Origin of the sequence: Hydrogenophaga sp. PAMC20947, assembly GCF_004795855.1 — a bacterium.
Taxonomy (GTDB): Bacteria; Pseudomonadota; Gammaproteobacteria; order Burkholderiales; family Burkholderiaceae_C; genus Hydrogenophaga.
In genome coordinates this window covers 3,643,999-3,663,208 of the sequence record NZ_CP039252.1, presented here as the reverse complement: position 1 = coordinate 3,663,208, position 19,210 = coordinate 3,643,999, and the positions used below count along the sequence as shown (strand labels likewise).

Annotated in this window: 19 protein-coding genes; 8 read left to right on the top strand and 11 right to left on the bottom strand. The window is 64.4% G+C overall.

The features are described from left to right. Positions 1 to 28 precede the first annotated feature (28 nt). Positions 29 to 238: a hypothetical protein gene (locus E5678_RS16750; protein ID WP_136179579.1), complete on the top strand. Its 210-nt coding sequence runs from the start codon at positions 29 to 31 to the stop codon at positions 236 to 238. Positions 239 to 283: 45 nt separating this feature from the next. Here the strand turns inward: E5678_RS16750 and E5678_RS16745 are convergent, their stop codons facing one another. Beyond that, positions 284 to 910: a hypothetical protein gene (locus tag E5678_RS16745; RefSeq protein WP_136179578.1), complete on the bottom strand. Its 627-nt coding sequence runs from the start codon at positions 908 to 910 to the stop codon at positions 284 to 286. Between the two features lie 298 nt (positions 911 to 1,208). On the opposite strand from E5678_RS16745, the gene E5678_RS16740 reads away from it, so the two are divergent. Next, complete coding sequence (locus tag E5678_RS16740; protein WP_136179577.1) at positions 1,209 to 1,670, top strand: hypothetical protein; 462 nt, start codon at positions 1,209 to 1,211, stop codon at positions 1,668 to 1,670. A gap of 87 nt (positions 1,671 to 1,757) precedes the next feature. On the opposite strand, the gene E5678_RS16735 is transcribed toward E5678_RS16740, so the two are convergent. Then, positions 1,758 to 2,957 carry a threonine ammonia-lyase gene (locus E5678_RS16735; protein ID WP_136179576.1) on the bottom strand — a complete coding sequence of 400 codons (1,200 nt, stop codon included), beginning with the start codon at positions 2,955 to 2,957 and terminating at the stop codon, positions 1,758 to 1,760. 326 nt (positions 2,958 to 3,283) lie between these two features. Here E5678_RS16735 and E5678_RS16730 point away from each other — a divergent pair, with 326 nt between their 5' ends. Continuing rightward, positions 3,284 to 5,698 carry an ATP-binding protein gene (locus E5678_RS16730; protein WP_136179575.1) on the top strand — a complete coding sequence of 805 codons (2,415 nt, stop codon included), beginning with the start codon at positions 3,284 to 3,286 and terminating at the stop codon, positions 5,696 to 5,698. Between the two features lie 44 nt (positions 5,699 to 5,742). On the opposite strand, the gene E5678_RS16725 is transcribed toward E5678_RS16730, so the two are convergent. The 6 genes from E5678_RS16725 to E5678_RS16700 form a co-directional block, all read right to left on the bottom strand. After that, entirely contained in the window at positions 5,743 to 6,321 is a 579-nt protein-coding gene (locus tag E5678_RS16725; RefSeq protein WP_168708590.1) for a chalcone isomerase family protein, read from the bottom strand. 169 nt (positions 6,322 to 6,490) lie between these two features. Beyond that, a complete protein-coding gene (locus E5678_RS16720; RefSeq protein WP_136179573.1) occupies positions 6,491 to 7,285 on the bottom strand; it encodes a glutamine amidotransferase in 795 nt (264 codons plus the stop codon). A 111-nt stretch (positions 7,286 to 7,396) separates the two neighbouring features. Next, on the bottom strand, positions 7,397 to 7,741 hold the full coding sequence (locus E5678_RS16715) for a hypothetical protein (protein WP_136179572.1): 345 nt from the start codon (positions 7,739 to 7,741) through the stop codon (positions 7,397 to 7,399). Positions 7,742 to 7,918: 177 nt separating this feature from the next. Then, positions 7,919 to 9,829: a DNA helicase RecQ gene (gene recQ / locus E5678_RS16710; protein ID WP_136180828.1), complete on the bottom strand. Its 1,911-nt coding sequence runs from the start codon at positions 9,827 to 9,829 to the stop codon at positions 7,919 to 7,921. A 118-nt stretch (positions 9,830 to 9,947) separates the two neighbouring features. Then, positions 9,948 to 10,367, bottom strand: a complete 420-nt coding sequence (locus tag E5678_RS16705) for a rhodanese-like domain-containing protein (RefSeq protein WP_136179571.1) — start codon at positions 10,365 to 10,367, stop codon at positions 9,948 to 9,950. Between the two features lie 4 nt (positions 10,368 to 10,371). After that, on the bottom strand, positions 10,372 to 11,040 hold the full coding sequence (locus E5678_RS16700) for a TetR/AcrR family transcriptional regulator (RefSeq protein WP_136179570.1): 669 nt from the start codon (positions 11,038 to 11,040) through the stop codon (positions 10,372 to 10,374). A gap of 132 nt (positions 11,041 to 11,172) precedes the next feature. Here E5678_RS16700 and E5678_RS16695 point away from each other — a divergent pair, with 132 nt between their 5' ends. The 4 genes from E5678_RS16695 (at position 11,173) to E5678_RS16680 (ending at position 15,373) form a co-directional block, all read left to right on the top strand. Further along, positions 11,173 to 13,239 carry an NADPH-dependent 2,4-dienoyl-CoA reductase gene (locus E5678_RS16695; RefSeq protein WP_136179569.1) on the top strand — a complete coding sequence of 689 codons (2,067 nt, stop codon included), beginning with the start codon at positions 11,173 to 11,175 and terminating at the stop codon, positions 13,237 to 13,239. A gap of 97 nt (positions 13,240 to 13,336) precedes the next feature. Then, positions 13,337 to 13,648 (top strand): hypothetical protein, encoded by a 312-nt coding sequence (locus E5678_RS16690; RefSeq protein WP_136179568.1) that lies wholly within the window; start codon positions 13,337 to 13,339, stop codon positions 13,646 to 13,648. 19 nt (positions 13,649 to 13,667) lie between these two features. Then, on the top strand, positions 13,668 to 14,939 hold the full coding sequence (locus E5678_RS16685; RefSeq protein WP_136179567.1) for a ferredoxin reductase family protein: 1,272 nt from the start codon (positions 13,668 to 13,670) through the stop codon (positions 14,937 to 14,939). Positions 14,940 to 14,965: 26 nt separating this feature from the next. Further along, positions 14,966 to 15,373, top strand: a complete 408-nt coding sequence (locus E5678_RS16680; protein ID WP_136179566.1) for a cytochrome b5-like heme/steroid binding domain-containing protein — start codon at positions 14,966 to 14,968, stop codon at positions 15,371 to 15,373. Between the two features lie 27 nt (positions 15,374 to 15,400). Here E5678_RS16680 and E5678_RS16675 read toward each other — a convergent pair whose 3' ends face one another. From E5678_RS16675 to E5678_RS16665, 3 genes are all read right to left on the bottom strand, one after another. Continuing rightward, entirely contained in the window at positions 15,401 to 15,943 is a 543-nt protein-coding gene (locus tag E5678_RS16675) for a hypothetical protein (protein ID WP_210731934.1), read from the bottom strand. Between the two features lie 70 nt (positions 15,944 to 16,013). Continuing rightward, a complete protein-coding gene (locus E5678_RS16670) occupies positions 16,014 to 17,078 on the bottom strand; it encodes a rhodanese-like domain-containing protein (protein ID WP_136179565.1) in 1,065 nt (354 codons plus the stop codon). A gap of 137 nt (positions 17,079 to 17,215) precedes the next feature. Continuing rightward, complete coding sequence (locus E5678_RS16665; RefSeq protein WP_136179564.1) at positions 17,216 to 17,725, bottom strand: DUF1993 domain-containing protein; 510 nt, start codon at positions 17,723 to 17,725, stop codon at positions 17,216 to 17,218. Positions 17,726 to 18,109: 384 nt separating this feature from the next. Here E5678_RS16665 and E5678_RS16660 point away from each other — a divergent pair, with 384 nt between their 5' ends. Continuing rightward, entirely contained in the window at positions 18,110 to 19,165 is a 1,056-nt protein-coding gene (locus E5678_RS16660) for a homocysteine S-methyltransferase family protein (RefSeq protein ID WP_136179563.1), read from the top strand. The last annotated feature ends 45 nt before the right edge of the window (positions 19,166 to 19,210 follow it).

Here is a 19,210-nt window from a genome sequence, read left to right as displayed (position 1 = left end):
CATTCAACGGTCAAAGACCCGGACCATCATGCAAGTCGACACCCGCCGCGTCAATATTTTGTTGCATTTTGAGCAAATTTTGACGTTGATTGAAAGCGAATCGCACGCAGATGCTGTGAGATATCGGCAGAACTGCAACGCAGGGCTTGCGGCCAGGCGCGCCAAACCCGTTCCTCACGTTTCATCGGGCATCGGTGGACACGCGAGCGCTCAGGGAGCGCCGCGCCCATCTCGTTGACCCGCACCGGACCTCAGTCACTTTGGCGCGGGCGTGCGCAGAGGGTCATTTCTTCTTCGGTACGAACCGGAAATGGCCGCTGAACGAGCGGCTGTCACCGGCGTTGCTGCGGAAATCGCCGTCGAACCGGCCTTCGGCGGCCACCACCGCGCTGCCGCTGGCGTTCATGGCCACCGAAAGGATCGTCAGCGTGCCCGACTGCGCCGTGTAGTCTGCTGCCAGGCCAGCGTCCTTGGCGCTTTTGATCATGATCGTGCCGCTTCGCGGATCTTTTCCGTTCGGGACCAGTTGATAGATCCCCGCCTCGGTTTTGCCTGCACCCACCTCGACGGTGAGCAGGCCGAAGCTCCCTCTCGCCTGCTTGCGTTTCTCGGCCTCGTCCGCCACCTGGTTCGCGCGCTGGATCTTGGCCTTGTCCACCCAGCCGCCCATGATCTGAAAGCTCAGCGGCTGGCGCAAATGGCCACGCAGAATGCGGGTAGCCGCTGTGGCCTCAATCAAAAGATCGCCGCTCTTGATCGTGAGTCCGTTCGTGGTGTCAGCGACTTTGCTGGACGGCGCGTCCCCTGCTGCTGCGCCCATGGCGGATAGCGACACGGCCAGGCCACCGACCATGAGCGCAAGCATGGCGCGTGTGAGCAGGAAGCTGGGGGCAGGGCGGAGGAAATTCATCGCATGGCTCCTGTGGGATGGACCATTAATAATGACGTCATGGCTGTGGTGATGCCAGCCACCGTCGAGAACGGAAACCTTGAAACATGGTATGCGAAGCGGGCCACTCTGCCCAGCCTGGCAGGTCGGCGGCGGACGTCCCGGATGAAATGCAGCACGCGCATGAACGAACAAACCCAGCAGCCTGCGGCCCTTATCATCTGGGCGTCGAGATGCCGAGCGCCGGGAGGCCTCAAGTCCTGCGCCACCACGGGCGCCGACCAACGCCACACTCACCAAAGCTCAGGGAATCCACCACATGTTCACAGCCACCCCGCCGAAAGATACCACCACCACCACTGCCTGGCCACTCCTTCGACACGCCTGTACCCGCGGGATGGGCGGGATGGCCACTGTGCTGGCCCTGGCGGGTTGCACCAGCGCGCCGCCCCTGCCGGTCGAGGAACCACTGAGCTCGGTGACCACCTGGCGCCCCGCGATGACCCAGCAGGTTGATGGGGACCTGCTCATCGCGTACACGCCGCCGCTGTCCAGTCTGCGTCAATACACCGGCGCAAACCACCAGAGTGATGGGCAGGTGTTGGTGGTCAGCTTGCGCAGCTGCCTTGTGAGCGAAGAGTGCCCGACGCTGGTGCCTGCCCAGACGCGCACGGCCGCCGATCGCACGCGCTGGTATGAAGTGGTGATTCCCTACCGGGGAGAGCGGGTGGTGGTCGAGGGCGACGGGCCGGGCAAACAGGAGCTGGCGTTCACACCCTGAGCCTGGTGTGGCGGCGCCGCTGAATGCTGGGTGCGGTCTTGAGGTGCTGGAAGGGCCAGGGCTGGTGGGGCCGTAGTTGGCTTCAAATCAAATCAGCGCGGCCTCAAAACCCTCCGCCTGCAGACGCTGGATCACCTCGGCCAGGTGCGCCCGGCCACGGGTCTGCAAGACCAGTTCGATCGCCACGTTTTGCGCGGCCAGCAGTGTGAAGGCGCGTTGGTGGTGGACTTCATCCACGTTGGCTCCGGCATCGGCCACGATGGTGGCGATACGGGCCAGGATACCGGGCACGTCGCGGGCGTTGACCTGGATGCGGGCGAGGCGACCGGCGCGGACCATGCCGCGCTCAATGATGGACGCCAGCAGCAAGGGATCGATGTTGCCACCGCACAGGACCAGCCCCACGCGTTGCCCTTTGAATTGCTCAGGGTGCCTGATGAGCGCTGCGAGGCCGGCCGCACCCGCGCCTTCCACCAGCGTCTTCTCAATCTCCAGCAGCATCACGATGGCTTGCTCGATGTCGCCCTCATCGACCAGCAGCATGTCATCCACCCGTTCCCGGATGATGGCCAGGGGAATCTGACCCGGGGTACCGACGGCAATGCCTTCGGCGATGGTGCTGGTGCCTTGCGGCAGATGCGTGCCCTTGATGGCGTTGTACATGGCGGGAAACCGCTCGGTTTGCACGCCCACCACCCGAATGCCCGGCTTGATGGCCTTGGCCGCGGTCGACATGCCCCCGATGAGCCCGCCGCCGCCGATGGCAATCACCAGGGTGTCCAGGTCGGGTTGTTCGCGCAGCATTTCCAGTGCGACCGTGCCTTGTCCGGCCACGATGGCCTCGTCATCGTAGGGGTGCACAAACACCAGACCTTCGCGCTCGGACAGTTCGTAAGCGTGGGCGCGTGCCGCCTCCAGGGAGTCGCCATGCAGCACGACTTCAGCGCCAAAACCCCGGGTGCGCTCCACTTTCACGCCGGGTGTGAAGCGGGGCATGACGATCACGGCCCGCAAGCCCAGGCGCTGGGCATGGTAGGCCACGCCTTGGGCATGGTTGCCTGCGCTCATGGCGACCACGCCGCGTGCCCGTTCTTCGGGTGTGAGCTGCACCAGCTTGTTGCAAGCGCCGCGCTCTTTGAACGAGGCGGTGTATTGCAGGTTTTCAAACTTGAGGAACACCTGACAGCCCACCAGCTGAGACAGGGTGCGGGATTCGACGCAAGGTGTGTCCAGGACTTGCCCGGCGAGCCGACGGGCGGCGGATTCGATGTCGGAGAGTTGCAGCATGGGGGGATTGTGAACGGTGTCTTGTGTGAGCATGGTGGAAATGGGCGCGCGTCTGGTGTTGCAGGTTAAAGGGGCCCGATAAAACCGATGGCTTTGGCTGCAGGGCGGAGCGGTAACCACAGACCCAGCCCTGCTATGGCAAGGATTTACAGCAACGTCATGGGCCAAAAGGCGCAGGCTTGTGCGCCTGAAAGCGTGCAACACCGCACTGGGGAGGGGAGTGCCGGGCTTTTCTCCCTTCCATGATTGTGCAAGCTGGGTTATGGTCCGCCTGAATGTCGACCTAAAGATAAATTTCGTCATTTGTCAAGAACGGAGGTGTCCGAATGAGCAAACGCCTGTTGCAGCCAGCCAAGGCTGTGACGCGCCCAGCGCCGGAAGTGCGTGCGGGCCATGAACCCCGGCCCGCGCCGGCGCTCGATGCGCGTGTGTTCGTTCCACCGGGTCTGCGTCAGGCACCGGTGCTGGACCTGATGTGTTCGCACTTTGTCTTGAGTCTGGCCGCTCGTCAGGGCCCCCGCTTCAATGTGCGCCGGGATCTCAACACTTTGCTGGCACTGGCCGGGCGGCATCTGGTGTGGCCGCTCACGGTGCTCTCCCGGGTGCGCGAATTCCTGGGGCGTCGCTGCAAAGACAACGAGCTGTGGACCGGCTGTGAAACCCTGTCCACCGCCGCCTTCATGGAGCGCTACGGTGTGTGGCGCGGACCATACGAAGAGGGCACCCTGTTTTTTTACCTCGACGAATACGCCAAGGAATCGCCCAAAGATTTGCTCTCGGTCTTGTCGGTGACCGGAGACTGGTTGAGCCAGTCGCTCAAGAAACATTCCACGCTGGTTGAGAAAAACATCGATGCACTGGCGGGCCTGTTGCAGCTCAACCGCGCCGAGCGGGCGCTTCTGCTCTACGGCACCCTGGCGCGCTACCAGCGTGACCTGCGCTCTATTTTGGTGGAGTTCAAGGTCAACAACGCGCCCGAGGCATACGCGGCCATTGCGGAGGTAGCGGGGGTCAAGGCCAGCGAGGTGGGTGAGGCTTTGCGCGCAGGCTCCCGGCTGGAGCGAATCGGGATGGTGGAGAACCTGATCTCCGAACACAACATCACCGATCTGGCCGACCTCATGAAGGTGAGCGAAAAGCTGCCACCGGTGCTGATGCGCAAGTACAGCAGCCAGAGCGAGCTGATGGCGGTGTTCACGCGGCCAGCGGCGATCTCGGCACTCACCCCCAAAGACTTTGACTACGTGGCCGACGATGTGCAACTGCTGTGCGCCATGTTGCGAGAAGCGGTGGCTCGCAAGGAGCCGGGCGTGAACATCTTGATGTACGGCCCACCGGGCACGGGCAAGACCGAGCTGGCGCGCGTGGTGGCCAAGGCCGCCGGCCTGGAATTGTTCGAGGTGGAGTACGCCGACCGTGATGGCAACGCCTTGAGTGGACGGGACCGTTACCGCTCCCTGCAGATTGCCCAGGTTTTCCTTAAAGGCACGGCTCAATCGGCGCTGCTGTTTGACGAAGTGGAAGATGTGTTTCCGCCGATCTCCAGCGAAGCCGCGCAGTACATGGCCCGGGCCGAGCAGGTCAGCGCGCCCGCACACAGCGCCAGTGTGAGTGGCAAGGCCTGGGTGAACCAGATTCTGGAATCCAACGCAGTGCCTACGGTGTGGGTGACCAACCGCATCGAGCAGATCGATCCGGCATTCCGCCGCCGCTTTGCCTACCATCTCGAGCTCAAGAGTCCGCCACCCGGCGCGCGGGAGCAGTTGATCCGCAAGACCCTGGACGGTGCGCCCGTGAGCGATGCGCTGGTGGCCCGGCTGACCGAGCGCAAAGGGCTCACACCGGCGCAGGTTCGCACCGCCTTGCGCTTTGCGCAGTTGGCTTCAGCGCCAGCCAGGACGGGCGCTCGGCGCGGCAGCAAGAAGCCGGCGGTGACGCCGCTGGATATCGATGCCCTGATCGAGCGCCAGCTCAAGAACGCCGACCAGGCCCTGGGCCGCCAGCCCGATGAAATCAAGCGCCCAAGCGTCACGCAATACAGCCTGGACATGCTCAATGTCGAGAGCCGCTACGACGTGCCACGCATCGTGGCCGCGCTCAAAGCGCGGGGCCATGGTGCCTTGTGTTTCCACGGCGCGCCGGGCACGGGCAAGACGGCATTGGCCGAGCACATCGCCCTGGCACTGGAGCGCCCGCTGATGATCCGGCGCGCCAGCGATCTGATGAGCAAGTTTGTGGGCGAAACCGAGCAGCACATGGCGGCGATGTTCAAAGAGGCCGAAGCCGAGAAAGCGGTGTTGCTGCTGGACGAGGCCGACAGTTTCTTGCAGGACCGGCGCGGCGCTCAGCGCACCTATGAAGTGACCGAAGTGAACGAGATGCTGCAGGGTATGGAACGGTACAACGGTGTGTTTGTGTGCACGACCAACCTGATGGACAGCATCGATCAGGCGGCGCTGCGTCGCTTTACGTTCAAGATCCGCTTCAAGCCGCTGACCACTGCGCAGCGCGAGACCATGTTTGTGGTGGAAGCGCTGGCGGGCGATGCGTCCCGGCTGGACGATGCTCTCAAGGCGCGGCTGATCAAATTGACCCAGCTGTGCCCAGGCGACTATGCGGCCGTGCAGCGCCAGGTTGAAATCCTGGACGAGACGCTGGAACCGTCAGAGTTTCTGGCGCAGCTGGAGGCCGAGCACCGGATCAAACCCGAGGTGCGCGAGTCGCGCAGCATCGGGTTTTAGGGCCCCGACCTGCGGCGGCCGCTCCTGGGGCGTTCCTGGCCGGCTCAGGTGGGCGAGACCAGGGCGTCTTTCAGGCGCCAGTCGGCTGGCGAGGGGCCGAGCCAGATGCGGAGCACCATCTCGAAGAATTCTGCATCGCCAATGGGTTGGCCTTGGGCCTGGCCCTCGATGAAGAAGGTGGTGCCTTTGCCGGGCACAAATTCCAGGGCGAACGTTTCACCGGGTTGCATGTAGCTTTTGCCAGAAAAAATGGCGATCAGCTTGGTGGTCTCAATCAGGTGTTTTCGGCTGATGTCACGGGGCGAGTTGTCGTCCATGCCAGACATGAAGGCCAGGCCGAGGTCGGTGCCGGACACCTTGCGCAGCGCCACGAACGACAGCTTTTTGGGCCCGTCCTGTGCGATGGCTGCCTCGGCCGTTTTCGCTGGTGCGCGCAGGTACATGCCCATGTCGTAGACCTTGAAAACCACTTTGTAGCGGGTGCCAGCACCGTTGAGCGTCAGAGGGACGCCCGCCACGGTGGACGTCTTTTCAAATGGGGTTGCGGCCTGAGCGCTGTTGCCGGCGCTGATGAGCAGTGCAAAACACAGCGCCGCGAACGGGAAGGACAGGTTCTTGAACATGCAGGGGTCTCGGGTTGCGGGGTCAGCCTGTAGTGTGTGTCGTGACCTCGTTCCCATCACCCGGGATATCCCTCGCGTCCGGGCATCCCATTGGCATTGCCGGGATTTTTGGGCCCCCCCGTTGTCGCTGCGGGACAGCAGCGTGACCTTGTTCCGCCGCGTATCGGGATCAGGCCGCGACCATCCGTGCCTCAGGATCGACGGCGGATGGCCGCTGGTGTGCGAGCGCGAAACGCGCGAAGGTGGGCAGCAGCGAAGACGACAACGGCGTGGGATGCAGGCCGGCGATGACCCGCTCGGCGTCCTTGCCTTCTTTGGCCAGCTCAGGTCCGAGCCGCTCCAGGTAGGCCCGCAGCACCTCGTCCGAAAACTCAGGATGAAACTGCACACCCCAGGCGCAAGGGCCGATGCGGAACGCATGGTGGGGCTCAAATTCGGTGCCGGCCAGCAGCACCGCGCCGGGTGGGAGCACCCTCACCGATTGCCAGTGCACCGATTGAGCGTCGAAATGTTCTGGCAGGCCACCCAGCAGGGCGTCGCCGTGGCTGTTGGCGCTCCGGCTGATGGTGATGGTGCCGATTTCCACGCCGCCGGGGTGGTTGTCAACCGTGCCACCCATCGCCTGGGCCAGGATTTGGTGGCCAAAGCAAATGCCCAGCAGGGGCGCTTCGGCTTCAACTGCGCGGACCAGCCAGGGCATCAGCGCCACGCTCCAGTCGTCACGGTGGGTCACCATGGCGTGTGAACCGGTGATCACGATGCCGGCCACTTCGCTGGGATCGGGCAGGGCTCCACCGGCCCGGGGGTCGATGGTGATGGTGGTGGCGCCGGCGCTGTGCAGGCCGGCGGCAATCCATTCGTCGAAGTCGCCCAGGCGTTCGCGGATCTGTTCGTGGGCTTCGCCCAACTTGACGATGAGCAGGGGGCGGGCGGCGGCGTGGCTGCGAGGGGAGAGCGTGGGCATGCGGCGGATTCTAAAGGTTGGGCCGGGGCTGAATCGGGCTCGAAAAAAAAGCCCGTCTTTCGGACGGGCTTGTGATCCAGCAGGGTGCTGGTGGGGAAGGTGGTGCGGGCTTCAGTGCAGCAAAGCCATGGGGCCAGACGGCAACTCCTCTGGCGCGTGGTCGGGGTGGTGGGAGACGAAGAACTGCAGCTTGTGGTCCAGCCGGGCCACCCGCTCATGAGCGACGTACTCGCAGTGGTGGCGGGAAATCAAATTGAACAGCTTGCCGCGCAGAAACCACAGATCTTTGGGGGTCTGGCAGGAAAGCAGTGCAGCGTGAAGGCGCGTGCGAAGCGGGTCTTGGATGTCACCCATGGCATCGTGGAATTCATCCACGAGGAAGTCGAGCTCCAACACCTGGGTGTCGTGGTAGCTTTCTTTCTTGGACTTGAATAACCAGGGCAGCTTGAAGAACATGGGGTGCTCCGTGGGAGTTGGTGCAGGGGCGGGAATGTTCCCGGCTCCCCTGTTGCATCGACGGCTCCCCGCTGTTCTTGAGGCTTTGCAGTCCAAAAACGGGGGTGCGACCGACAGGCGGTCGACTTCTTTTCGGTGCGTCAAACGATGGTAAACAGCACGCGCCCGGGCCGGGTTTTAAGCTGACCCAAAAGCACTCACGACCCGCAGCACTTCTTGCCCGTAGGCCTCGCGCTTTTTCTGGCCGATGCCGGCAATGCCATCCAGATCGGCCAGCGTTTGCGGAAGTTGAGCGGCGAGCGCGCGCAAAGTGGCGTCATGGAAGATCACGAAAGCCGGCAGGTTGTGCTCGCGCGCCACTTCGGCGCGCCAGGCCTTGAGCGCATCCAGGCATTCGCGCTGGGCCAGACTGAGCGGCTGGCCATCGGGCGCCACGTCTTTGGCGGTGTTGCGGCTGCTGCTGCCCTTGCCGCGTGAGCGGCTGGGTTTTTCGCTGGCCTGTTTCATCCACACCTGGGTGCCGCCCTTGAGGATCTCGCGTGCGCCGTCGGCCAGGTGCAAGGTGTTGAAATGGGCCGCGTCGACATACACAGCCTCACGCGCGATCAGCTGGCGCAGCAGGGCGCGCCACTGGGTTTCTGACAGCTCAGCGCCTATGCCGAAGGTTGAGAGCTTGTCGTGCGCGTACTGCGCCATCTTGTCGGTCTGTTTGCCGCGCAAGATGTCCATGATGTGGCCGGAGCCGAATGCGGTGCCACTGGCCTGTTGCACGCGGTAGATGCAGGAGAGGACCTTGCGGGCGGCTTCTGTTGCATCGTGCAGCTCGGGCGGTTTGATGCAGTTGTCGCAGTTTCCGCAGGGCTCGCTGTTTTCACCAAAGTAACCCAGCAAACGAACGCGACGGCAATCGCTGGCCTCGGCCAGCGTCAACAGTGCATCGAGCTTGCCGCGCAGCACTTGCTTGAATTCGTCGGCCGCCGGGCTTTCGTCAATCATGCGGCGCTGGTTCACGACATCCTGCAGGCCGTAGACCATCCAGGCGTTGGCCGCTTCGCCATCGCGGCCGGCGCGACCGGTCTCCTGGTAATAGCCCTCGATGTTTTTGGGCATGTCCAGGTGGGCCACAAAGCGCACATCGGGTTTGTCGATGCCCATGCCAAAGGCGATGGTGGCGACCATGATCAGGCCTTCCTCGCGCAGGAAGCGGTCCTGGTGGTTCAAGCGTTTGGCGGCGTCCAGACCAGCGTGGTACGGCAGGGCGTTGAAGCCGGCATCACACAGCATGCCGGCAACCTCTTCCACGCGCTTGCGCGACTGGCAGTAAACGATGCCGGCGTCATGCCCCTGAGCGCTGCTGTGCTCGTCGCGGAGGAAGCGCAACAGCTGCTGCGTGCCGTCCGTCTTCTCGACGATGGTGTAGCGGATGTTGGGGCGGTCGAAGCTGCTGATGAAGGTGCGCGCTTCTTGAAGCTGCAGGCGCTCGATGATGTCGGCGCGTGTCAGGTCGTCGGCCGTGGCGGTGAGTGCGACACGGGGCACGCCGGGGAAGCGTTCGTGCAACACGACCAGGCCACGGTAGTCGGGCCGGAAATCGTGGCCCCACTGGCTCACGCAGTGGGCTTCGTCGATGGCAAACAGGCTCAGCTTGCCGCGTTCGTGCAGCGAGTCGAGCAAGGCCAGAAAGCGCGGCGTGGTCAGGCGCTCGGGCGCGGCGTAAAGCAGCGTGATCTCGCCACGCAGCATCTCCTTCTCGACCCGCTGGGCGTCTTCCAGAGACAGGCTGGAATTGAGGAAGGCAGCGGCCACACCGGCTTCCCGCAGCGCGCCCACCTGATCGTGCATGAGGGCGATCAGCGGCGAGACCACCACGGTGAGCCCGTGGCCGGCGCGCTCGCGCACGATGGCGGGGACCTGGTAACACAGCGATTTGCCGCCGCCCGTGGGCATCAGAACCAGGGCGTCATGGCCCTCACTGACCTCAGACACGATCTGCGCCTGCGGGCCGCGAAAGGCGTCGTAGCCAAAAACCTCTTGCAGCACACCGGCGCAGGTTTCCAGTGTTTCGCCTTCGGGTGCGATGTCGATCATGTCCATGGTCGGCTCGACCCCACCAGGGAGGTGCTTACGCGCTCAGCCGCGCGCGCTGACCGTTCTTCAGCACGGCTGGCGATGGCAACAAAGCCATCGGTTGATTCCCGCGCGCCGGTCACATTTGCTCCCAGGGCAGTTGCTCGTGGCGCCAGCCATTCAGGCTGGAGCGCTTGAAAGCCTCATTGAGATCGCCTTCAAATCCGTGCACCACATGGGCCACATCGGTAAAACCTGCCGTTTCAAGGGCCTGGCCAGCGTCGAGCGTGCGCTTGCCGCTGCGGCAAATCAGCAGCACCGGGCGCGCCTTGGAGCCCGCTTCCTGTTCCACGGCTGCGGCAAAACGCAGCGGGTCGGGCGTGAGGTCGGGGTATTCGTACCAGGGGATGTTTTCCACGCCGGGCGGGCGGCCCACGTACAGCGACTCGATCTCCATGCGCACGTCCACGAACAACGGGCCGTCTTGCCCGGCGGTTTCGAGACGCGCTCGCTCGGCCTGCAGCCAGGACCAGGCTTCCTTGGGAGACAGGTGTTTCATGCCGCTATTGTCGGGCATGGCCCAGGCCGGCCACAGCCTGCCAGGCCGCGCTGGCCAGCTCGTCGCGAAAGCGCGTGGGTGCGGGCAGGCCTGCCGCGCCGCTCGCCTCGGCCGACAGCCAGGCCCGGCAATAGCTTTGTACTGGCCCCATCACCAGCGAGGGCAGCAACTCGCAAGGCAACGCCAGCACGGAGCCCTCCAGCTGGTGGGGCGCAAACCAGTCCACGAGCGTCTGGTTGCGCCGTTGTGCCGAAGCGGTGAGTTCGGCCTTGTGTGCGCCCTGAGCGGCCAGCGCCCGGGCCTGGAACATGAAGCGCGCCTGGTCTGGGTAGGCGACCACCCAGTCGAGATAACCCTGCACAAGCGCCTGGACCCCTTCCTGCGGGGTGCGTGCCTTTTGCAGTGCGGATTCGATAGCCGCCGTCTGGCGTTGGAAGAGCACCACGTACAGCGCCGCCACGATGCCTTCGCGGCTGCCGAAGTGGTGGTAAATGCTCCCCACACTCGCACCACATCGCGTCCGAACGCCCTCGATGGACACCGCCTCCAGCCCCAGCTCGGTGGCGCAGGCCAGTGCGGCCAGGAGGATGTCCTGGCGGCGATCGCCGGGCGCAGCGTCGGCCGCGGGTTTTGGCGAGCGGGTGACAGTGGGGATGCTCTTTTGGGTTGCCATAGAATTTAATTCTAGAATATATTTCTAACCGTGAAACGGTCGAGGGGTTCCATCGCCCTGTTTTTCCTGCCAAAGGCAGGCCAATCCGCGCCGCTCGCAGCCCTTCTTTCATTTGATTTTCGAATGTTGACCATGCCCCATCCCACTGCCTCGCCCTATCCCCACCTGCTGGCCCCGTTGGACCTGGGCTTCACATCGCTGAAAAACCGCGTGCTGATGGGCAGCATGCACACCGGGCTGGAAGAGGGGCGCGACCTGACCAAACTCGCCGCCTATTTCCGGGAGAGGGCCGAGGGCGGAGTGGGCCTGATCGTCACCGGCGGCTTCGCACCCAACATGGCTGGCTGGACCAAACCATTCGCAGGCACGCTCTCCACCTCGGGCGCTGCCAAGCGCCACCGTGTGGTGACCGACGCCGTGCACCAGGCCGGCGGCAAGATCGCGCTGCAGATTCTGCATACGGGCCGCTACGGCTACCACCCGATGGCCGTGGCACCTTCGCGGTTGAAGTCGCCCATTTCCCCCTTCAAACCTTTTGCACTGACCTCAAGGGGCGTGGAGCGCCAGATCCGGGCCTTCGTCAACTGTGCAGCCAAGGCCCGCGAGGCGGGTTACGACGGTGTCGAAATCATGGGCTCCGAGGGTTACTTCATCAACCAGTTTCTCAGCCTGGCCACCAACCAGCGCGAAGATGAATGGGGCGGCGATTACAGCAACCGCATGCGCCTGCCGCTGGAAATCGTGCAGCGCACCCGCGAAGCCGTGGGCCACGACTTCATCATTGTCTACCGCCTGTCCATGATCGATCTGGTGCCCGGTGGCAGCAGTTGGGACGAGGTGGTGCAGCTCGGCAAGGGCGTTGCCCAGGGCGGTGCCAGCATCATCAACACCGGCATCGGCTGGCATGAGGCGCGCATCCCCACCATAGCAACCAGCGTGCCACGGGCCGCTTTTGCCTGGGTCACGCAAAAAATGAAGGCCGAGTTCGCGGCCTCGGGCATCACCACCCCGCTGGTCACCAGCAACCGCATCAACACGCCCGAAGTGGCCGAGCAGTTGCTGGCCGATGGCATGGCCGACATGGTGTCGCTGGCGCGTCCGCTGCTGGCCGATGCCGAGTTTGTGAAAAAGGCGGCCCAGGGCCAGAGCGACCTCATCAACACCTGCATCGCCTGCAACCAGGCCTGCCTGGACCATGTGTTCGTCAACAAGACCGCGAGCTGTCTGGTCAACCCGCGGGCCTGCCGCGAGACCGAGTTGGTGTTTCGCCCCACACCCCAGGTCAAGCGCATCGCCGTGGTGGGCGCTGGCCCGGCCGGCCTTACCGCCGCCACGCTGCTCGCCGAGCGCGGTCACACGGTGTCGCTCTTTGATGCGGCCAGCGAAATCGGTGGCCAGCTCAACATGGCGCGCCAGGTGCCCGGCAAGGAAGAGTTTGACGAAATGCTGCGCTACTTCCGCCGCCGGGTGGAAACCACAGGAGTTGAGTTGCAGCTCGGCAACCGCGTGAAGGCCGGCGAACTGATCGGTTTCGACGAAGTCATCATCGCCACCGGCGTCAGCCCACGCGATCCGAAAATCCCTGGCCAGGATCACCCCAAGGTATTGAGCTACATCGAGGTCCTGCGCGAGCACAAACCGGTGGGCCAGCGGGTGGCCATTGTGGGCGCGGGCGGCATCGGGTTCGACGTGGCCGAGTACCTGGTGCACGAAGGCGGCCGGGATCAATCGACCACCCTCAACTTGCCCGCCTGGCAAGCCGAGTGGGGCGTGACCGATCCCGAGCTCGCCGCAGGGGGCCTGGCCACCACGGCGCCCGAAGTGTCACCCCCCGCGCGCCAGGTCACCCTGCTGCAACGCAAGGCCGGCAAGCTCGGCGCCGGCCTGGGCAAGACCACCGGCTGGATCCACCGCACGGCGCTCAAGCACAAACACGTGAAGATGGTCGGCGGCGTGAACTACGAGCGCATCGGCGACGAAGGCCTGCTGGTGTCCTACGGTGAGAAGCGCGAGAACCCCACCTGGATTCCATGCGACAACGTCGTGCTGTGCGCCGGTCAGTTGCCCCTGCGCACGCTCGCCGACGAGTTGGCCGCCCAGGGCAAAACGGCGCACGTGATCGGCGGCGCGCTGGAAGCGGGTGAGCTGGATGCGAAGCGTGCCATCGACCAAGCTGCGCAACTGGCGGCGCGCTTGTGACGCGGTTCGCCGCCGCGTGGCCAGCGCATCGGTGCGATTCACCGACCTCTTGACCGGCATCAAGGCGGACCTTGCTCTATCTGCCAAGCTATGCAACATGTATACCGGCTCCATGATGCGTCTGACCCTTTTGCTGCTGCTCTTGAGCGCTGCCACTGCGGCTGCCGCAGGGCCTTTGAGAGCCAGTGAGCGCAACACCAGCGGCTGGGCCTATATGACCCCCAAAGAGCGGCTCGAACACCAGGCCATCGTGCGGGCCTTCACCGATTACGACGCCTGCCGTGCCTATCAATCGCAACACCATGAAGCGATGGAGGCGAGGGCGCAAGCCAGCGGTCAGACCCTCAGGCCGGCGTCGGAGCGCCGCGATCTGTGCGGGCACCTGCGCCCACCGCAGGCCAAACCCTGAAGCGCGAGACGATCTACCCATGCCCGGCCATGCCCGCTCCATCTCCACCCGGCTGACGCTCATCACCGTTTTGGTGGTGGGCGCGCTGGTGGGCTGGGCCTGGCCGCAGGCGCTTGCGCTTTGGCGCACGGGTGGCCTTGTCACCGGCTGGATGGGCAGCGGCCTGCTGCTGGTCAGCCTGTTGCTCATGGTTCGTGAGCCCTGGCTGGCGCGCTCGCTCGGCGGCCTGGAGCCCATGTACCGTTGGCACCACCTGCTGGGTGTCTGGGCCTATGTGGTGGTGCTGGCGCATCCGCTGGCCTTCGCGGCCAGCGACTGGTCGGAGTCCCCCGCAATGGCCTGGGCCATGCTTTCGCCCTGGCAGCAGGGTTGGCCTGTGTGGCTGGGCTGGGCCTCGCTGCTGTGCATGATGGCGGGGTTGATGGTGGCACTCTGGCCCAAGCTGCGCTACGCCATCTGGCGCCAGTTTCATCACTTGCTCTCGTTGTCCGTGCTTTTGGGCGCGGCCCATTTGGTGGCGCTGGGGCTCGATGGCGTGCTGCTCGTGGCGCCATTGCTGATCATCGGTTTCCTGTTGTGGCGCGTGATTCGAGCGGATCATGGCCTGGGCGCCCAGCCGTACGTGGTGCAGCGCGTCAAACACCTCTCTCCGACCACGGTCGAGCTCTCGCTCCAGCCCCTGGCCGCTTCCGCCACCAAGCCCCTGAGCGCCGCCCCCGGGCAATTTGTGCTGGCTGCGTTCTTTGCCGGCCCGAAATACCAGGGCTGCGGCGAATACCACCCTTACACCATCAGCTCCCTGGGAGATGAAGGCCGCCTGGGCCTCGGCATCAAGGCCCTGGGCGACTGCACGCGCCAGCTGCAGTCCATCCGCTCCGGCGCCGCCGTGCGCGTGCAAGGGCCTTTTGGCGACTTCTTCGCTGGCGGCTCCGGTCCCAGCTTGTGGCTGGCGGGCGGCATCGGCATCACGCCCTTCATTGCCGCATTGCGCAACGGCCCGCTGGTTGACCCTGTGCACCTGATCTACCTGCACCGCGAAGGCGCCGCCGCGCCTTACACGCAGGAACTCAACGAACTCGCGGCGCAGCAGCCCATGCTCCAACTGCAGGTGGTTGATACGGGCGATGCGCTGCCCGACTTGAGCCAGCTTTTGCCGGCGGCCAGCGATCTGACAGGGCTCGGCTGCTACCTCTGCGGACCCTCGGCCATGGTGGATGCGGCCGTGCAACTGCTGCACCAGCGAGGCGTTGGCGCGCCGCGCATCCATTTCGAACGCTTCGATTTCAGATGAGCAACAACAGGAAAGGGACGAACCCCATGCGCAAACTCTTCCTCGCCGCCACCGCCATTTTCTGGGCCGCCGTCATGGTGTTTGCCATGGCAGGCACGTCGACCCCACCAGCCCCCGCGCCATCGGATTCTTCCCCGGCGGCTCCGCCGCCCGCCACAGCACCTGCAGCGGCCAACACTTCAGAGAAGCGCTTCACGCTTGCCGAGGTGGCGCGTCACGCAACAGAAGCCGATTGCTGGATGGCCATCAATGGCGCCGTCTACGACCTTGCCGCCTACTTGCCCGAGCACCCGAGCCGCCCCAGTGTTGTCCTGCCCTGGTGCGGCAAGGAAGCCACCGAGGCCTACAAAACCAAGACCAAAGGCCGGCCGCACTCGCCTGCGGCGGACCAGCTGCTGCCGAGCTACCGCATCGGCGTGCTCGACAAGCCCTGATCTTGGTGCGGGGCGCCCGTTCGCCGTTCACAACGTGCGAGCCAACTGGGCACGCATCAAACTTGCGCGCGCGGCGCCGAGCAGCAACCGGGAATACAGGCGGTGAAATCCCAGCAGGGCCGGGAAAACAAAACCCATCCTTGGCTCTCCGTTGGGGCCTCGCTTCGCCTGGGGTACAACCGCAGACCCGAAGTAGAGGCGGGTCAGCGTCTGTGCCCCTGAGGCGCTGCCCGGCGCCACCATCAGCCATGATTTGGTATGCCCGGTGAAGTCCGCCAGCAGCAGCTGGTTCGCCGCACGCCCCTCCACACGCCATGCTGAAAAGCTGTCCGCCGTCCCCTCGGCCAGCCGCCGGGCATCGGCGTCGGTCGCAGGCCGGCGGGCCAGCCAGCGCAAGATGAAGCGCTCCACCTTGAACAAGCGCGTGGTGTAAAAGGCCTCCACAAAACCGACGTGGGACACCGAGCCATCCACCTCGCAGGTGTAGCAGTCTGCATATGCACCGGCGTCGCGACAGCGTTGAAGCAGGGCGCCTGCAGGCAATTCGATGGGGCGGACCGAGCGGGTCATGGGCGGATGCTCCAGGTTTGAGTCTTGCGCCGGAGTCTGAATTTGGCAGACCCAGGGGCTGGACCACTCATCACGCGCCGACTTCCGACCGGACGCCGAGTGGTGGCGGGCCGCCTGCCCAGAGCAACGCCTCGGAGGCTGTTGATCCGCGGCCGCCTGGGTGGGCGGGCTGCGTACTCGGCAACCGTTGCCGGTCGATGGTCGGATTGCTGGGGTCGTTGGTCCACTCCAGCCAACCCCCGTCGTACACGCTGATGCCCTTCCAGCCCATCAGCCAGGCATAGAAAAATGCCAGCGACGCGCGCCAACCGGTGCCGCAATAAAACGTGGTGTGGCCATGCGTTCTGATGTCCTGGCTGCGCCACAGCGCCTCAATGCTCGCTGTATCCAGCATCAGCCCCGTTGGCGTGTGGAACGCGCTCATGTCGTTCACATCGCCATCGGCGCCCGCATGGCCCCAGCGTGCTCCGGCGATGTCGCCGCGTGCGGCGATGTAGTCGTAGCCCGAAGTCCGGCCCGTGAACTCTCCCCAGGTGCGGATGCTCACCAGCGTGGCATCGGACTGCTGCAGCAAGGCCCGCACCTGTACCGTGTCCACCAGGAACTGCGGGCAGGCGGGCTGTGTCAGTCCGAAACTGGCCAGCGGTTCCAGAACCTTGGGTGGTGTGTCCTGCGTGAGCGGAAAGCCAGCCAGCATCCAGGCCTGGGTGCCGCCGTCCAGCAAGCGCACATCGCTCACACCGGCGTACAGAAGCAGGTGAGCCGCCCGGGCATTGGCCACCCGCTTGCGACCCGCCAGCACCACGGTGGTGCCGTGCCGGATGCCCAGCTCAGCCAGCTGCTGTAGCAACAGATCGTCGGGCACCTTGTTCCACAAAGGACCGCCTTCGAACCGCTGCACATCCAGCCAGATGGCGCCAGGAATGGTCGGCGTCTGGGTGCTGATCCACGGGCCTTCGCCCACTTCAAACAAATGCCATGCACCCGCAGGCGCGGCGTCCACCACAGCACCCGCCAGAAGGGCGTGCAACCACCTCGCCTGAACCAGCTGGCGCCAGCGCGGCAGGTCGGCACGCCATTGGGCATGACCGGAATCGCCGTCGGGGATGAGAGAAAGGGTTGGGGGTACGGTCATGAGCATGCACGGCAGAGCGACTCCCATGTTAAGCCGCGTACGCCCCTCTGCCATCTGGCGCCGAATTGGTGAGCGGTTGCTTTCGACTCGGGGGTTGTGAGATCAAGGCCAGCCCGCAACCCCGGTGGTTGGCCTGCTCAGTAAGCGCCCATGTAGTCGCGCTTGCCGACAGCCATGCCGTTGTGGCGCAGGATGTCGTAGGCGGTGGTGACGTGGAAGAAAAACTGCGGCAAACCGTAGTGGGCCAGGTAGGTCTGACCGCTCAACTTCTTCTCTTTGGGTGTGCCGGGGCGCAAGACGATCTCGCTGCTTTCTTTGCCCTCAAACTGGGCCGCGCTCAGGCTGTCCAGAAAGGCCAGGGTCTGCGTCAACAGCGCGTCCAGATCGGAAAAATTCTTTTCCTGGCCTTCGTAGACGGGGACATCCACACCCGCCAGACGCGCTGAAACACCGCGCGAAAAATCGGCGGCAATCTGCACCTGCTTGAGCAAGGGGAACATGTCGGGAAACAGGCGAGCCTGCAGCAAGGCGTCGGGCTCGATCGCCTTGGCCGTGACGTGTTCGCTGGTCTGCGAAAGAATGGTTTTCAAGGCGGTCAGCATTTGCTTGAAAACAGGAACGGAGTGGGAGTACAGAGCGCTGGTCATGGGGATGTCCGGGTTGGGTGTCAAGAGTGGGTTCGCGAATGCGTGCGTTGCAAGCGGCTGGATGGTCCGGGAGGACCTTGCCGAGGGTAGACCTTCTGTGTGGACGGCCCTGTGTGCCTCGTACTGACAAAGCCTCAGCAAGACCGGGACTGTAACCCGCACCCGAAAGCCCAATGACGCGGATGCGTTCATTTCGCCGCAGGTCGATCGATTCGTTTCGTGCCAGCCGCGTGAATCCTTGCGTGGTCCGTGCGAATTCCGCTCGTGGCCGGTGAAGGCGGGGCCGTTGCGCATCGTGGGCCATACCTGCGTGATTCCCTGGGACGGGCAGGTCTAACGGCGGGGGCTTTCTCCTGCCGCGCCGGCACTTCCTACAATCACCCCATGACCGCTCCAATCTACACCCGCGCCCAGGCGCTGCCCGACATCCTGAAAAAACGCATTGCCGTGCTCGACGGCGCCATGGGCACCATGATCCAGCGCTTCAAACTCGATGAGGCGGCGTACCGGGGTGAGCGCTTCAAGGACTTTCACAAGGACGTAAAGGGCAACAACGAGCTGTTGAGCCTGACACGCCCCGAGGTGATCCGCGACATCCACGAGAGCTATCTGGCGGCGGGTGCCGATCTGGTCGAAACCAACACCTTTGGCGCGACCACGGTTGCGCAGGACGACTACGACATGGCTCACTTGGCGCGCGAGATGAATGTGGCCTCAGCCCGCATCGCCCGCGAAGCCTGCGACAAGTATTCGACACCCGAGAAACCGCGCTTCGTGTGCGGCACACTGGGCCCCACGCCCAAGACCGCGAGCATCAGCCCCGATGTGAATGACGCTGGCGCCCGCAATGTCACCTTCGAACAACTGCGCGCGGCGTACCTCGAGCAGATCGAAGGGTTGGTAGAGGGGGGGGCCGATGTATTGCTGGTCGAAACGATTTTCGACACGCTCAATGCCAAGGCGGCCTTGTTTGCCATTGACGAGTACTTTGAACAAAGCGGCGAGCGCCTGCCAGTGATCATCAGCGGCACGGTGACCGACGCTTCCGGCCGCATCCTGAGTGGCCAGACCGTGACCGCCTTCTGGGCCAGCGTGCGCCACATCCAGCCCCTGGCCGTCGGCCTGAACTGCGCGCTGGGCGCCACACTGATGCGCCCCTACATCCAGGAACTGGCCAAAGTCGCGGGCGACACCTTCATCAGCTGCTACCCCAACGCCGGCCTGCCCAACCCCATGAGCGACACCGGCTTCGACGAAACGCCCGACGTCACCAGCCGCCTGCTGCGCGAGTTCGCCGCCGAGGGTCTGGTCAACATCGTGGGCGGCTGCTGCGGCACGACGCCGCAACACATCGCGGCGATCCACGAAAGCGTGAACGCCCAGGCGCCTCGCGGCCTGAAAAGCGGGCCGTTTTACAAAGAAGACGCGGTCGCCGTCTGATATCAAGCATTCAGGATGGGTAAACGGGTGTGTTGCAGAACAACC

Excerpts from the sequence above, each read along its gene's own strand:
- E5678_RS16685 (WP_136179567.1), top strand. The coding sequence starts at position 13,668 with ATGCCCGGCCATGCCCGCTCCATCTCCACCCGGCTGACGCTCATCACC.
- E5678_RS16675 (WP_210731934.1), bottom strand. The coding sequence starts at position 15,943 with ATGACCCGCTCGGTCCGCCCCATCGAATTGCCTGCAGGCGCCCTGCTT.
- E5678_RS16670 (WP_136179565.1), bottom strand. The coding sequence starts at position 17,078 with ATGACCGTACCCCCAACCCTTTCTCTCATCCCCGACGGCGATTCCGGT.
- E5678_RS16740 (WP_136179577.1), top strand. The coding sequence starts at position 1,209 with ATGTTCACAGCCACCCCGCCGAAAGATACCACCACCACCACTGCCTGG.
- E5678_RS16660 (WP_136179563.1), top strand. The coding sequence starts at position 18,110 with ATGACCGCTCCAATCTACACCCGCGCCCAGGCGCTGCCCGACATCCTG.
- E5678_RS16705 (WP_136179571.1), bottom strand. The coding sequence starts at position 10,367 with ATGAAACACCTGTCTCCCAAGGAAGCCTGGTCCTGGCTGCAGGCCGAG.
- E5678_RS16725 (WP_168708590.1), bottom strand. The coding sequence starts at position 6,321 with ATGTTCAAGAACCTGTCCTTCCCGTTCGCGGCGCTGTGTTTTGCACTG.
- E5678_RS16735 (WP_136179576.1), bottom strand. The coding sequence starts at position 2,957 with ATGCTGCAACTCTCCGACATCGAATCCGCCGCCCGTCGGCTCGCCGGG.
- E5678_RS16750 (WP_136179579.1), top strand. The coding sequence starts at position 29 with ATGCAAGTCGACACCCGCCGCGTCAATATTTTGTTGCATTTTGAGCAA.
- E5678_RS16700 (WP_136179570.1), bottom strand. The coding sequence starts at position 11,040 with ATGGCAACCCAAAAGAGCATCCCCACTGTCACCCGCTCGCCAAAACCC.
- E5678_RS16695 (WP_136179569.1), top strand. The coding sequence starts at position 11,173 with ATGCCCCATCCCACTGCCTCGCCCTATCCCCACCTGCTGGCCCCGTTG.
- E5678_RS16665 (WP_136179564.1), bottom strand. The coding sequence starts at position 17,725 with ATGACCAGCGCTCTGTACTCCCACTCCGTTCCTGTTTTCAAGCAAATG.
- E5678_RS16690 (WP_136179568.1), top strand. The coding sequence starts at position 13,337 with ATGTATACCGGCTCCATGATGCGTCTGACCCTTTTGCTGCTGCTCTTG.
- E5678_RS16720 (WP_136179573.1), bottom strand. The coding sequence starts at position 7,285 with ATGCCCACGCTCTCCCCTCGCAGCCACGCCGCCGCCCGCCCCCTGCTC.
- recQ (WP_136180828.1), bottom strand. The coding sequence starts at position 9,829 with ATGATCGACATCGCACCCGAAGGCGAAACACTGGAAACCTGCGCCGGT.
- E5678_RS16680 (WP_136179566.1), top strand. The coding sequence starts at position 14,966 with ATGCGCAAACTCTTCCTCGCCGCCACCGCCATTTTCTGGGCCGCCGTC.
- E5678_RS16730 (WP_136179575.1), top strand. The coding sequence starts at position 3,284 with ATGAGCAAACGCCTGTTGCAGCCAGCCAAGGCTGTGACGCGCCCAGCG.
- E5678_RS16715 (WP_136179572.1), bottom strand. The coding sequence starts at position 7,741 with ATGTTCTTCAAGCTGCCCTGGTTATTCAAGTCCAAGAAAGAAAGCTAC.
- E5678_RS16745 (WP_136179578.1), bottom strand. The coding sequence starts at position 910 with ATGAATTTCCTCCGCCCTGCCCCCAGCTTCCTGCTCACACGCGCCATG.